Source organism: Azospirillum griseum (assembly GCF_003966125.1).
In the GTDB taxonomy this organism is placed as follows: domain Bacteria; phylum Pseudomonadota; class Alphaproteobacteria; order Azospirillales; family Azospirillaceae; genus Azospirillum; species Azospirillum griseum.
In genome coordinates this window covers 1-13,766 of sequence record NZ_RXMA01000009.1, presented here as the reverse complement: position 1 = coordinate 13,766, position 13,766 = coordinate 1, and the positions used below count along the sequence as shown (strand labels likewise).

Below are 13,766 nucleotides of genomic sequence, written 5' to 3'. Positions count from 1 at the left end.
CAGCGTCGGGAACAATCAAGCCCGCGACGCCGCCGCCCGGTCCACATGGGCCGGGGTGGGGGACAGGCAGCGCGCCATCTCCGCCCACAGCACCGCCCGGTCGATCGGCTTGGCGACGTAACCGTCCATGCCCACGGCCCGGCACCGCGCCACGTCTTCGGGAAAGGTGTTCGCGGTCAGGGCGATGATCGGCGTTTGCCCCGCCGGACCCGGCAGCGCGCGAATGGCCTGGGTGGCCAGGATCCCATCCATCACCGGCATGTTGACGTCCATCAGCACCAGTTCGAACGCCTGTTGCCGGATCGCGTCCACCGCCGCCGCGCCGTCCTCCACCTCCACCACCTGATGCCCGGCCTGCGTCAGCAGCGTGACCACCAGCAAACGGTTCATCTCCACATCTTCGGCCACCAGAACCCGCAACCCGCCCGGCACGGTGGGGGCGACTGCCCCGGTGGTCCCGGATCGCGCCTCTGGCGAACGTGGCGGCGGCGGGGGCGGCGGCGGTTGAAGCGCAACCGGGGTGATCGGCTGGAACCCGGCCAACCGATGCTGAAGCTCCGTCGGATCATAGGGTTTGGCAATGACCTCATAGCCGGACTGGGTGGCGTCGTCGGCGATCACCGCGTGCGCGGCAAAACCCGACGCCAGCAGCACCGCCAATTTGGGGCGCAGCCGACGCGCCTCGCGCGCCAATTCCGCCCCGTTCATGCCCGGCGGCATCACGATGTCGCTGAACAGCAGATCCAGCGGGCGAGGATCCCGCAGGATCGTCAGCGCCTCGTTGGCGTTGGACGCCGCCACCACCCGGTGCCCCCAGCCGCGCAACAGCGCCACACCGCTCTCGCGGATCGTCGGGTCATCCTCCACCATCAGGATCGACAGCGATTCACGCAGCGGCGGCATCGGCCCAACCATCCGCCCGGCCTCGTCCGCCACGCGCTCCGGTCCAAAGCGGGCCACCGCCTCCGTCCCCTGCCCCGGCGTGTGCGACAGGGTCAGGGTTCCGCCGTGCAGGTCCATCAGGCGGCGGGTCAAGGGCAGGCCGGAGCCGCCGCGCGTGCCAACCGCCTGCCCCTCCTCCCCCGCCCGTCCGAACGCCTGGACGACGCGACCCGAATCCCACTCGGCGGCACCGGTGCCGTTGTCGCGCACCCGCAGGCACAGCGCGCCCTCGCGGTCCAGCGCGGCGTCCACATCGACCCGCCCGCCGGTGGGGGTGAACTTCATCGCGTTGGACAGCAGATTCATCACGATCTGGCGAATCCGCTTTTCATCACCGCGCAGATGGCGTGCGGCGGGATCCACCGTCGCCACGATCCGCACGCCAGCCCGCCCGGCGCGCTGGGTCAGCAAACGCACGGCGGATGACACAACCCGTTCCAGATCAACGGTTTCATCATCCAGCACCAGCTCCCCGGCCTCTGCCCGGACGTTGTCGATGATCTCGTTGATGAGTTCCAGCAGATGCTGCCCGCTGTCGCGGATGTTGTGGGCGAAATCCTTGTAGTACGGGTTGTTGAGCGGGCCTTCGGATTCGCGCGCGATCAAATCGGCAAAGCCGATCACCGCGTTCATCGGCGTGCGCAGCTCGTGGCTCAGGCTGGCGAGAAACTCGCTTTTCGACCGGGCCGCCGCGTCTGCGGCCTGCCGCGCGTCGCACAGCTCCGCCTCCAACACCTTGCGGGCGGTGATGTCGCGTTCCAGCAGCAGGCAGCCTTGCGCCGCCCCCCGATCATCCAGCGTCAGACGCAGGTCGGCTTCGATCCACACCCAACGCCCTTCGGCGTGACGCACGCGATAGGTGAGGGTCAGCGACGGAGCACCCGGCGACAGCGCCGCAACCCCACCGGACAGCGCCGCCGCGTCGTCGGGATGCACACGCTCCACCCAGGGGCGACCGACCAGATCCGCCGGATTCCACCCCAGACACGCCCGCACCCGGTCCGAACAGGCACGGCGCACGCCGCTGCGGTCAAGCGCACCCACCATGTCGGTCACGCTGTCGGTCAACATGCGATGGCGCGCCTGGCTGGCACGCAGGGCAAGGTCGGCGCTGTGCCGTTCGGTCACGTCACGCGCAACGACGGCCACCATCCGGATGGGACCATCGCCCTGACGAACCGGGGTGAACCACACCTCCCAATGGCGATCCCCCGCCGGATGCGCCGTGACCTCCTCCAGCCGTGTGGGGTTGCCCGCGTCAAAGCAGCTTTGCAGATCCGCCGTGAGGCGTGCCGCCAAAGGGGCCAACAGCGCCGCGTCCAACCGCCGCCCCACCGCCGTCGCCGACGTCACCCCCCAATGCGCCAGCGCCGCCCGGTTGGCCCGGTGCAGGACAAAACCGCCGTCGCCGGTCACGCGAACCCAGAAACGCCGGTCATCGGTCTGGTCGATCACGGCGTCGATGGTCGCGTCCCGCTCCGCCAGCGCGACGCGCTGCGCCGCGTTGGTCCGCTGCAAACGCCGCCGGTCCCACAGCGCCGCACACAGCACCAGCGGGCTGATCGCCAGGGCGATGATGACGCCAATGTCCATACCATCCCCCCGCCCGCCATCCTGGGCCATCACCGGCACGCGGCGTTGCCGCAGCGTATCATCAGGCAAAAGATCTACACGCACAACCGCGCAAGAAAAAGCCTCAAAAACCATGGCCGCCAACACGGATTTCCGATGGTCTCTGTTTCAGACAACCCTTTGGTTGATGCATAGTTCAGCGGTTGGTTGAGAACAGGCCCCCCATGTCACTCCACCACCGTCTTGCCGTGTTTTTGGATCGCCTCCGGGCTTTGGCTTGACGTAATGTCATACACAGCGATCTGTTCTTGACCTACGATCTATATCCAAAGGCGTTGTCATGCCGCTGGCGGCTTTTTCTCAAAGTCTGGTTGCCCGCACCACCGCATCGGCGGCGCTGCTGGCGTCAATGCTGATCGCCGTTCCGATGGTGATTCTGATCCAGGCCGATGTCCGGGCGACGCGAACGGAGCTGGCAATCCGGGCCGAACTGGCGACGAAAATCGTCCTCGACGACGTGGCGAACGCCCTGTGGGATCTGGACCCGGAGGAGGCGCAAGCCGCGCTGGCACCGTTGCGATCGGTGGACGCCTTCGCCGAAGCGGCGGTTCTCGGCAGCCAGGGCGAGCGGTTCACCCTGTACCGGCGACCGGGAGGGGGCTTGCTGCCGGAAGCGGCGTCCACCACCGCCTCGTCCGCCCTCACCCATATGGATCGTCTCGGCAACCGGCGCGAGATCGGCACCCTGCTGGTGCGGATGGACGCCACGCCAACCAACGCCACCATCCGCCACGACGTGGCCCTGTTGAGCGGCATCGGCGTGGGCATTCTGCTGTTGGTCGTACTGGGCGTGGTGTGGGCCGCGCGAGGGGTGACGGCCCCCATCGCCGCCATGACCCGGACCATGACCGATCTGGCCGCTGGCGACGTGACCGTTGCGGTTCCCGGACGGCACCGGGGTGACGAAATCGGGCGCATGGCCACCGCCTTGCGGATTTTCCGCCAGAACGCCATCGACCTGCGCCAGGCCAAGGAACGGGCGGAGCAGGCCGTCGCCTCCAAGGCGAAATTCATGGCGGCGGCCAGCCATGACCTGCGCCAGCCCGCCCAATCCCTGTTGATGCTGGCCGCGCTGCTGCGGACCATGGCCAAGACCCCGGACGTGGCCGACACCGCCCAAAAGATCGAACAGGTGGTGATGAACCTGAAGCAACTGCTGGACGAGCTGTTGGAGGTGTCGCGGCTGGACGCGGGCGGGGTGACGGTCACGGTCGGCCCCCACGAGATCAGCGATCTGTTCCAGGCGCTTGACAGCCAGTTCGGACCGGTGGCGCGCGGCAAGGGCCTGACGCTGACGGTGTCGCCCCTGCGCGCCAGCGTCGCCACCGACCGGGTGTTGCTGTTGCGGCTGTTGGGCAATCTCATCGACAACGCCATCCGCTACACCGCAACCGGGTCGATCCAGGTGGTCGGCATGGCGGTCGGCAGTCACATTCTGGTGGAGGTCCGCGACACCGGGATTGGCATTCCCGACGACCGGCTGGACGCGATCTGGGAGGAGTTCCACCAGTTGGGAAACCCGGAGCGCAACCGCGACAACGGCATCGGCCTCGGCCTCTCGATCGTGAAGCGGTTGGCCGGCATCCTCGGTCATCCGGTCAAGGTTCGCTCGGTTCTGGGCAAGGGATCGGTTTTTTCCGTCACCGTCCCCGTGGCCGCCGCCGTCGGCCAGCCCCCGGAACCGCCCACCGCCGCTTGGGTTGACTCCGCCCCCGCCCAAACACCTTCCATCGCCCTCCCACCCGCTCCGCTGCCACCCGCCCCGCCCGTCACAGTCCCGCCCGTCACACCCGCCATCCCGGAGGGTGTCGCCGTGCTGGTCATCGACGATGACCCGTTCGTGCTGAACGGCCTGTCGTTGTTTCTGGCCAATGAAGGGCATCGGGTGCACAGCGTCTCGGTGGCCGATCATGGGGTCCGGGACGTGCAGGACGGCGTGTTCAAGCCGGATGTGATCGTGGCCGATTACCACCTGTCGGCCACCGATACCGGCCTCGACTTCATCAACCGGCTGTGGATGCTGTTGGGCATCCGCATCCCGGCGGTGCTGATTTCCGGCCGTCTGGACAGCGCCGTGGCGCAGCAGGCGCGGGAGCAAGGCATCACCGTCGTGCCCAAACCGATCATGCCGGAACGGCTCTCGCGGCTGGTCAAGGAGTTGCCGCACGCGCATTGACCCGTCAGCCCCCCTGGCACGGCGTCAGGTGGGCGGTGTCAGGTGAAGTTCAGCCCGCCGAACGGGGTGATGAAGCCATCGGTCAACGCGTTGCTGCGCAGCGCCACATAATCCGGAACCACCAGCGGGATGACCGGCATGTCGCTCATCACGATCTGTTCGGCGTCCTTGTAGGCCGTGGCCCGTTGCTTGGGATGGGGCAGGGCCATGGCGGCGTCGATGATCGCGTCAAACTCGGCGTTGGCCCAACCGGTGGGGTTGAAACGGCTGCGGCTGGAAAACAGCTCGTCCAGGAAGTTCATCGGATCGGGATAGGCCGCCGTCCAGCCGAACAGAAACGCGTCGTAATCGCGGCGCCGTGACCGGGCGATGAAATCCTGCCGGGAATCGACCACCAGCTTGGCCGGAATCCCTGCGTTGTTCCATTGCGACACATAATAGACGAACTCGCGGCGATACTCCGCCACCGTGTGCACCGCGAACGGCTCCAACCCCCGGCCCTCGGGAAAACCCGCTTGAGCCAACAGATCCTTGGCCAGGACCGGATCATACCGCAACGGGGCCAGACGTTCGTTCGTCAGCAGGGCAGGGGGGACCACCCCGTTGTGCACGCGGGCCAACCCGCGAAAAAAACGCTCGACCATCGCCTCGCGGTCGATCAGCAGAGACATCGCCTGCCGCACCCGCAGATCGGCGAAGGCCTTGACCCGGCGCGCGTCCAGGGCAACCGCGCGCAGTTGAAAGCGCGGGCACGCGATCAGGGACCGTTTGAATCCCGGATCGTCGGCCACCTGACGCAGGGCGTCGGTGTCGACAAAGGAAAAATCGATTTGGCTGTTGTTGAACAGCGCGACCCCGTCGTTGCCGATCCCGGTCGCCACGAACGACACCCGGTCGAAAGGCTGCGCCCCCCCGCGCCAATGGGGGTTGGGCACCACATCAATGCGGATGCCCTCGCTGCTGGTGGACAGGCGGTAAGGCCCGGTGCCCACGGACTGCCTGCGGTGCCAATCGGGTCCATGCTCCCGGATCGCCTCCGCATCGACGATGTTGAAGCGGGCAAAGGGAAAAATGGCGCAGGGTTCCTCGCAGGCCACCTCAAGCGTGTGATCATCCAGCACGGTGACGCCGCTCAGCTCCGCGCTGAGTTTGTTGCGCATCTCGCGAAATCCACGCACCCGCGCCAAGGCAATCGTCGCCAAATGCAGGCCTTCCGCCGCCGTCGCCGCCTCGAACGTGCGCTTCACATCCCATGCCGTGAAGGGGCGGCCGCTGTGGAACGTCACGTCCCGCCGCAAGGAAATCCGCCACAGCCGCGCCCGGTCGGACGCGTCCCACGCGGTGGCCAGACCGGGCAGAACCCGCCCATCCGCCGCCACGCTGGTCAGGCTCTCATACATCGCCCCCAAAATCTGCTGCGTGTTGACATCGGACACGACCAACGGGTCCAGCGATTGCGGCATGGATTTGAGGCCGACGCGCAACACGTTGCTGTTGGTTTCGGCGGCGCAACCTGGTCGGGCCAACCCGCCCGCAACCCCGCCGGCCAGCAGGGCAAGAAGCTGTCGTCGCTGGATCGTCGGCATGGCGGCCCCGTTTCGATCTCGAAAGACACTCATGGGTTGATTTTTTCTGAGCACGCAATCATAGGGTTCTTTCGCGATCGAAAGCCACCGACGATCAACCGTTCAGAAGCCCATCCAGCCGATCCCGCAAACGCCGCAAACGCTCGTGATGCTCCGGCTGCAACGCCGCCTCAGCGGCGGCGATGGCGTCCAGGTCACGATCCATGCGGTTGATCGCCTTGCCCAAAACCTGCAACGGCTCCCCCGCCGCCCGCGACCCGGCGGGTTTGGCGGCGCGCACGGCGCTGACGGTCAGACCGCCCGTGCGCGCCGATTGCCAGAGCGCGCGCACCCGCTCAACATCCTCGATGAAGGCCAACTCGACGAGCGCGGAGCGGGACACCTGATCGGCGTGGGCGCGGTAATCGGCCAGAATGTCGTCGGGCAGCGACAGCACTTTCAGCCGCTTGGACACCTCCGCCTCCGAACAGCCCACCGCCGCCGCCACCTCCACCTGCGAATAGCCGTGGCTGTCGATCAACTGCGACAGGCCGCGCGCCAGATCGATGGCGTCGAGATCGACGCGCTGGACGTTCTCGATCAGCGCGATCTCCTCCGGGCGGCCCTTGGTGATGATCGCCGGGATGGTCGCCCGCCCCAGCAGGCGGAAGGCGCGCAACCGCCGCTCCCCGGCGACCAGACGGTAGCGGCCCTTTTCCGCTCCATCCTGCACCAGAACCGGTTGCTGCAAGCCATGGCGGGCGATGGAGTCGGCCAGCGTGCGCAGGGCGTCCTCGTCGAACACGCTGCGCGGTTGATCGGGGTTGGTATCGATGGCGTCCAGATCGGCTTCGATCAGGCGCGGCAGAACGCCGCTCAAGCCGAACATGCGGTCGGTTTCGGCGACAAGGCCGCTGTCCTTGGCCTGGAGCACGGTGGTGGCCGTCTGGCGGGTGAGCTTCTTAGGCGGCATCGACGACCTCCGGCAAACGCCCGCTGGCGCGCAGCAGGGCGGCGGCGATGGCGACGTAGCTTTCCACGCCTGGCGCGCCGATGTCGGCGTCCAGCGTGATGACGTTGGCCCCGGCGGCCTGTGCGTAGATGGTGGCGCGCGGGACCGGCGGAAACACCCGGCGCTCCTCACCCCACAAACGGGCGATGTCGTCCAACGAAGAACGATCCTGCGTCTGGCGCGGGTTGAACATGGTCGGCAGGATGCCCAACACGGCCAGACGCGGATTCAGGCGCCGCTGAATCTTGGCCACGGTGTCGAGAAAGGCGCTGACCCCAAGAATGGCGTGCGGTTCGGCCTGGCAGGGGACCAGCACGAAATCGGCAGCGGTCAGGGCGTTGATCGTCACCGCCCCCAGATTGGGCGCGCAATCGATCACCACCACGTCGTAGCGGGCCTTCACCCCGTCCAGAATCTCGGCCAGCGCGGTTTGCGCGTTGGTCAGATTGCCGGGCAGTTCGGTGTCGGCGCTGGCCAGCGCGATGCTCGACGGGACCACGTCCAGCCCCGGCACGCTGGTGGGCAGAATGATGTCGGCCAAGCGGGTCTTGCCCATCAGGGCGTGATAGAGCACCTTGCCCGCTTCGGTCAGCGCCACCACATCGGCCTGCGGAATGCCGACATGGACGGTGGCGTTGCCCTGCGGGTCGGCGTCCACCAGCAGCACCCGGTTTCCGGCGCGCGCCAGCACAAAGGCCAGATTGATCGAGGTGGCGGTCTTGGCCGTGCCGCCCTTTTGCAAACCGACGGCGATGGTGGTCCCCTGGCGCGGCTCCGTCGTTTCCGGCTGTTCCAGCGCCATCATCATCAGGCGGCCCAGAACGTCACGAGGCAGGGCCTCCTTGCCGGTTTCCCACTTGCTCAGACGCTGCTTGTCGTATTTGCGCCCAGTCATCTCGTTGACGAAGGCCGCCATCTGCGTTTGGGTCAGGCCGCGCCGTTCCCGCAACGCCTTCAATTCCTCGCCCGTCACCCCGCACCCTCCTGCGCCTCCGGTTGGGCCGACTCTAGCAAGTCGTCGCCACTCCGGCAACGGGTGTCTACCGGCCCGCCGGTTGCTCAGACCGTTTCGTCATACTCGACCTTCGGCACGTCGATCCAGGACGGGGCGGGGCCGAGATCCTTGCGCCAGAACAACACCGGCAGGTCGGCGTTCAGCACCCGGCCCAGCACCGCGCCGCGCGCCTTCATCGTCTCCTTGTACTCCGCCGCCTCGACGATGCGCACGCCATAGCCCGGAATCCGGTCGTTCTCCAGAACCGGCCCCAACGCGTTCTTGAATTTGCGCAGATCATTGTCGGAGCCGACCCGCTTGCGCAGCGGCTCCAGCGCCATCCAAAAACCGTTGCCGCGCGCCAGATGGGCGCGGGCGATCTCGTACAGCCGCTTTTCCACCGGCTTCAGGGCAAAATATTGATCGTCGTAGGTCAGCAGATTGTGGCCGAGCGCCGCGCGCGCCACCCAGCCGGACAGGGTCAGTTTCAGCCCGCGCACCGCGCGTTCGCCGTCCTTCTTGCGCTGGTACAGCAGCTTGTAATCGGAAATCCAGGAGAAGGCCCCGGTTTCGCCCTCGCCACCGGTTTCCAGATTGGTCTTGATCTGGGTCCCCTGCAACCGCTCCAGCGCCCCTTCGATCTTGTCATAGGCGCTGCCGCCCGCCGTCTTGCCGACGATGCGTTGCAGATCGCTGGTGGTGAAGTGCAACTCACCCAGCTTGGCCACCGCCTTGCCCTGCTCCATCTTCTCGCGCAGCAGGGAAATGGCGTAGAGCAGCACCGCCTTGTCCCAGATCGTCGCCACCCCGACATTCTTGGGCGCGCGCACCTCGATCCGCACCTTGCCGTCGTCGTAGGTCGGCAGCGCCTCCACCTTGTCCTTGGACAGGCCGAACAGGCTGTAGACCATCATGTGGCGGTCGTTCTGCACGTCGCCGGTCAGCGGGGAATCCAGCCGCAAGGCCAGTTGGAGCGGCCGGTCGATCAATTCGGCGTTGTTGCTGTGATCCATAGCCTGTCCTCCCCACCCCAGCCCTGTGCGCCCCGGTCCGCCACGCCGCGCGTGGCCGCGCGCAACAGCGCGGTTGAGCCACCCCATCCTGTCTGACCGTGTGCGCCCATCATTGACCAGCCCGCCGTCCGGTTCCACTGTCGCGCGCCAAACGTCGCCGTTCTGCCGAAAGATTCCCGGGGAGCGCCGGACCGGACCGGCGGCAACGTCGCCGTTCTGCCAGTTGTTTGCCCCGCCGCCCTCCCGCGCCCGCTGCCGCAACCGGTCAAACCCACGCGGCGGCGGGCGTGACCGCTCGGTTCGAAACGTCTCTGTTCTGCCGGACCAGGGCGGGGAGGCGAGGGGATTTCCAGGATCAATCCATTGATAAACAACACTTTATCGGGTGGAAAGCCCATCTGTTTGCCGGTCCGATGACCGTCGGCGGTGGTTTCACTGGCAGAACGGCGACGTTTGACCGTCCGGCCCGGCGTCCGAATGTTGCTCCGATTCTCCGGCGATTCTCTGGGCCGGTCGGCGACGGGAGGACGGAATCGCCTGGATTATTCGGCAGATCAGCGACATTGGCCGTGCTCTCGCGGCTCGGTTCGACCCGCGCGCTCCAGGAATCTTTCGGCGGATCGGCGACATCTCCGCCCGAATCATTCGGCAGATCAGCGACATATTCAGCGGATCCACCACCGATCACCGTATGCAGAGCATTGATTTTCCATGGTTTTGACAAAGACGGTGGCACTGCGGCGGAGCCTTCGCGTCGTTTCCCAAGATCATGGACAGACACGAAAGGGCGCGTACACATTGGCAACTTGGGTGAGCGGCATCCCCTTCGGGGGTGTGGCGCGCCCGCATCCATTCGCAACAGGGCGGTGGGGATTGGCGATCAGCCTCCCACCGCGCAACAGGAGCGCCGCATGGCATAACGGAGACCATTGCTCCGAAAACACAAAAAGCCCAGATCGCTCTGGGCCTTTCGTGTCGGATGGAGAAGACCGAGGAACACCCGATCCCCCCACATCTGGCGGTTTGGCGACTCCATGATGGCAGGGCGGGCTGCGAAAGCCAAGCGGATTCACCCGAGTCCGTTGACGGGAATCCTTTGTCTTCGTCCCAGGATCTGGAACGGGAAAGGGTTTGCCCATGAGGCCGTACAACGAATTGTACCGGCATTGGATTTCTGTACCCGCTCTTCACGCCGCCGACATCGCGGTTCTGTCCGCGCTGTACGCGCACGCCGACGACAGCGGCCTGTGCCGCGCCACACAAGGCGAATTGGCCGAAGAGCTGGGGCAGAGCCGCGCCTGGATTCACGCGGTGCTGAAACGTCTGCAAGAGCCATCGGTGGCTCTGGTGTCCGCTCACGCCCATCGCGGCTTTCGCGGCTTTCTCTACGCCTTGACCGACGCCGACACCAACGCCCCCCATTCCGACATCCGCCGTCAGCCGGCTGACAGCTTGAGTCAGGCAACTGATTTCTCCTGTGGCTCCTGGAATCCTGAATCCTCCTCCTTCTCCTTGGCAGGCGGAACCCGGTTGGAACCGTTCGATTGGTCGCCTCAAACAGACGATCTCCAATGGGCACAGGTCCAGCGGCCCGATGTGGAGCCGGAGCGTGTGACCCGAAAATTCGTTGCCTGGTGCCGAAAAGCCGAAAAGCGCAACGGCTACCGACCGAATGATCCCGGAGCCATGTGGCGCCGCTGGATCCTTCGCGAGCTGGTCACACCGCCGGACGCCAACCCGCAACCCATCCCTTCCTTCCCCGTTTCTGCCCGCCCGAGTGCACACCATGACCGCAACCGTCGCTCTTCCACCGACCGTTCCATCGATGCCGGTAACGGAGGCCTCGTCCCACCCTGGAACGGCCCCGAACTGGCTGCCCGCAATCACGACACCCTCACGGCCTTGCGCGCTCGCCTCGCTGGCGCGGCTTGATCTGGTGGATCTGCGTTTTGAAACGCAGGATCTGACTCCGGAGGCGCTGGAGGCGCTGGCCAGCCGGGTGGAGGCGGCGGCGGGCGACCTGATGCCGTCGATTGGTGTGGACAATGTCCTGATCGGCCTTGAAAAGCTGGCGACCCGTCATCGGCTCGCCCTGCCGGATCCCGATCTCCTGGAGGCCGATGTGCGGGCGATGGCCGGATGGCCGACGGAACGCTGGATGGCGGCCTTTCAACGGATTTGGACGGAGTTCCGCAGCGGCTGGAGCCGCTTTCCCACCCTGGGGGATTTCTGCGCAGCGCTGGAAGGGACCACACCGTCCGACACCGCCCGCCGCACGGACGATCTGCGCCGCCTGTCATCGCGTCTGCGGCAGGAGGCGGGTTTCCGCCGCCGCGCCATCGAGCAGCGCCGCCGGATGCGGGAGCGGGATGAGGCGTTGCTCCGCCGGACACCGCCGGACCAGCAGCCCCGCCTCACTCGTCCGTTGAACCCTTGCGTGGAGCCGTGCGATCCGGTCCCCGACCGCCTGGACGGGCAGGGGATACCTCAAGAAAACGGGCGGATCCGGTGTCCCGAACCCGCCCAGGTCACGCAACACGCGACCGAAGCCCGAACGTGCCTGCAAGGCTCCGGCGCGTCCGAACGGCCCGAAGACCGCTCGAACCCTCAGACCATCGGTCAGCCGACGGTCAAGCCCCGCAATTGCCGGTTGGCCACTGCCAGCATCGCCAGATCGACGCCCGGTTGGCCGCGCAACTCCGACAGCAGCGTTTCCACCCGTTCGACCAGCGGACGACGACGCGCGATCCACGCGTCCACCGCCGCCGAATCCGCCGCCTCGCTGTCGAGAACCCGCATGGTCAGCGCGCTCTGATGGGCGAACAGATCATCGACGATGGCGGCAACCGCCTGCTTCTGCCAATCATTGTCGACCTTGGCGCCCGCCGCGCGGTCGCGCAGCCATTCCAGGCCAAAGCGACGGCCCAGGCCGAAATAGACGGCGGCCACGGCGGCCACGTCACGGCCCGACCGGGTGGCGATCCGCACCAGATCCGGGGCGGCTCCCAGAATGGGCAGGGCGGCCACCTGTTTGGCCAACGCCTCCGGCACGCCATGGGCGACCGCCTCGGCCACGCGCGCGGCAAGGCTGGCGGCCTCATCACCCACCAGGAAGCGGTCCAGGCCGCTGTGCAGCGCAGAGACACCCTGCTGGTAGGCAGCGACTTCAGTCGCGACGTTCAGCGGATGTGTGCCGTTGACCAGGAACCACGCCACGCTGCGCTCGGTCAGCCGCAGGGTGTCGAGCACCAAGGCGGTCTGCGTTGCGGCTGGGACGGCGTTGTCGAGGCGGTCGATGACGTCCCAGAGTGTGTTGAGGCCGAAGACGTCGCGGGTGATGGCGTAGGCGCGGGCGACGTCGGCGGGGGCGAGGCCAGTCTTGTCCATCATGTCGCGGACGAAGGTCGGGCCGACGCGGTTGACCAGGCCGTTGGTGGCCTGGGTGGCGATGATCTCGCGGCGCAGGCGGTGGCGGGCGATGGCGTCGGCCTGGCCCTCTTGCAGCGGGACCGGGAAATAGGCGCGCAGCTCCGCCGCCATCGCCGGGTCGTCGGGCAGGTCGGACGCCAGCAGATCGTCGTACAGCGTGATCTTGGCGTAGGCCAGCAGCACCGCCAGTTCGGGCCGGGTCAGGCCGCGCCGGTCGGCCATCCGCTCGGCCAGCTCCTCGTCGTTGGGCAGGAACTCGATGGCGCGGTTCAGGCGGCCCGCCTTTTCCAGCGCGCGGATGAAGCGCGCCTGGGCTTCCAGCAGCGCCGCCCCCTGGGACTGGGCGATGGTCAGCGCCTGGGTCTGGCGGTAATTGTCGGCCAGCACCAGCGCCGCCACCTCGTCGGTCATCGACGCCATCAGGGTGTCGCGCTGCTTCACCGTCATATCGCCGCGCGCCACCACGTCGCCCAGCAGGATCTTGATGTTCACCTCGTGGTCGGAGGTGTCCACACCCGCCGAATTGTCGATGGCGTCGGTGTTCAGCCGGACACCAACGCGGGCGGCTTCGATGCGGCCGCGCTGGGTGGCGCCCAGATTGGCCCCTTCGCCGACCACCGTCGCCCGCAGGTCGCGGCCATCGACGCGCAGGGCGTCGTTGGCCTTGTCCCCGGCCTCGGCGTTGGTTTCGCCCGATTCCTTGATGTAGGTGCCGATGCCGCCGAACCACAGCAGATCGACCTTGGCCGTCAGCAGGCGGCGCATCAGCTCTGCCGGGGCCAGATGGCTGGCCTCGATGCCGAAACAGGCGCGGACCTCCGGCGTCAGCTCCACGCTCTTGGCGCTGCGCTCGACGATCTGGCCGCCGGGCGACAGCAGGGCGCGGTCGTAATCGGCCCAGGAGGAGCGGGGCATGGCGAACAGCCGGTTGCGCTCCGCCCAGCTCGCCGCCGCGTCCGGGTTGGGATCAAGGAAAATATGGCGGTGGTCGAAGGCGGCGAGC

8 protein-coding genes are annotated in these 13,766 nt (G+C 67.0%); 2 read left to right on the top strand and 6 right to left on the bottom strand.

What is annotated here, in order from left to right; all coding sequences use genetic code 11:
* Window positions 1-15: 15 nt before the first annotated feature.
* Window positions 16-2,604: a PAS domain-containing hybrid sensor histidine kinase/response regulator gene (locus tag EJ903_RS11260; protein ID WP_246015466.1), complete on the bottom strand. Its 2,589-nt coding sequence runs from the start codon at window positions 2,602-2,604 to the stop codon at window positions 16-18.
* 250 nt (window positions 2,605-2,854) lie between these two features.
* Here EJ903_RS11260 and EJ903_RS11255 point away from each other — a divergent pair, with 250 nt between their 5' ends.
* On the top strand, window positions 2,855-4,750 hold the full coding sequence (locus tag EJ903_RS11255) for a hybrid sensor histidine kinase/response regulator (RefSeq protein ID WP_126615181.1): 1,896 nt from the start codon (window positions 2,855-2,857) through the stop codon (window positions 4,748-4,750).
* Window positions 4,751-4,788: 38 nt separating this feature from the next.
* On the opposite strand, the gene EJ903_RS11250 is transcribed toward EJ903_RS11255, so the two are convergent.
* The 4 genes from EJ903_RS11250 to EJ903_RS11235 all read right to left on the bottom strand — a co-directional run bounded on the left by EJ903_RS11250 (window position 4,789) and on the right by EJ903_RS11235 (window position 9,334).
* Window positions 4,789-6,336 carry an ABC transporter substrate-binding protein gene (locus EJ903_RS11250; RefSeq protein ID WP_126615179.1) on the bottom strand — a complete coding sequence of 516 codons (1,548 nt, stop codon included), beginning with the start codon at window positions 6,334-6,336 and terminating at the stop codon, window positions 4,789-4,791.
* Window positions 6,337-6,430: 94 nt separating this feature from the next.
* A complete protein-coding gene (locus EJ903_RS11245; protein ID WP_126615177.1) occupies window positions 6,431-7,288 on the bottom strand; it encodes a ParB/RepB/Spo0J family partition protein in 858 nt (285 codons plus the stop codon).
* Window positions 7,278-8,300, bottom strand: coding sequence for an AAA family ATPase (locus tag EJ903_RS11240; protein WP_126615175.1), 1,023 nt, complete (start codon window positions 8,298-8,300; stop codon window positions 7,278-7,280). The genes EJ903_RS11245 and EJ903_RS11240 overlap by 11 nt, the downstream gene beginning before the upstream one ends.
* Window positions 8,301-8,386: 86 nt before the next feature.
* Entirely contained in the window at window positions 8,387-9,334 is a 948-nt protein-coding gene (locus EJ903_RS11235; RefSeq protein WP_126615173.1) for a replication initiator protein A, read from the bottom strand.
* Window positions 9,335-10,471: 1,137 nt separating this feature from the next.
* On the opposite strand from EJ903_RS11235, the gene EJ903_RS11230 reads away from it, so the two are divergent.
* The gene (locus tag EJ903_RS11230; protein WP_126615171.1) at window positions 10,472-11,266 is read left to right on the top strand and encodes a MarR family transcriptional regulator; all 795 of its coding nucleotides are present in this window, start codon (window positions 10,472-10,474) and stop codon (window positions 11,264-11,266) included.
* Between the two features lie 687 nt (window positions 11,267-11,953).
* Here EJ903_RS11230 and EJ903_RS11225 read toward each other — a convergent pair.
* Window positions 11,954-13,766 (bottom strand): NAD-glutamate dehydrogenase domain-containing protein (locus EJ903_RS11225; protein ID WP_148105279.1); only part of this gene is annotated, 1,813 nt, incomplete at its 5' end.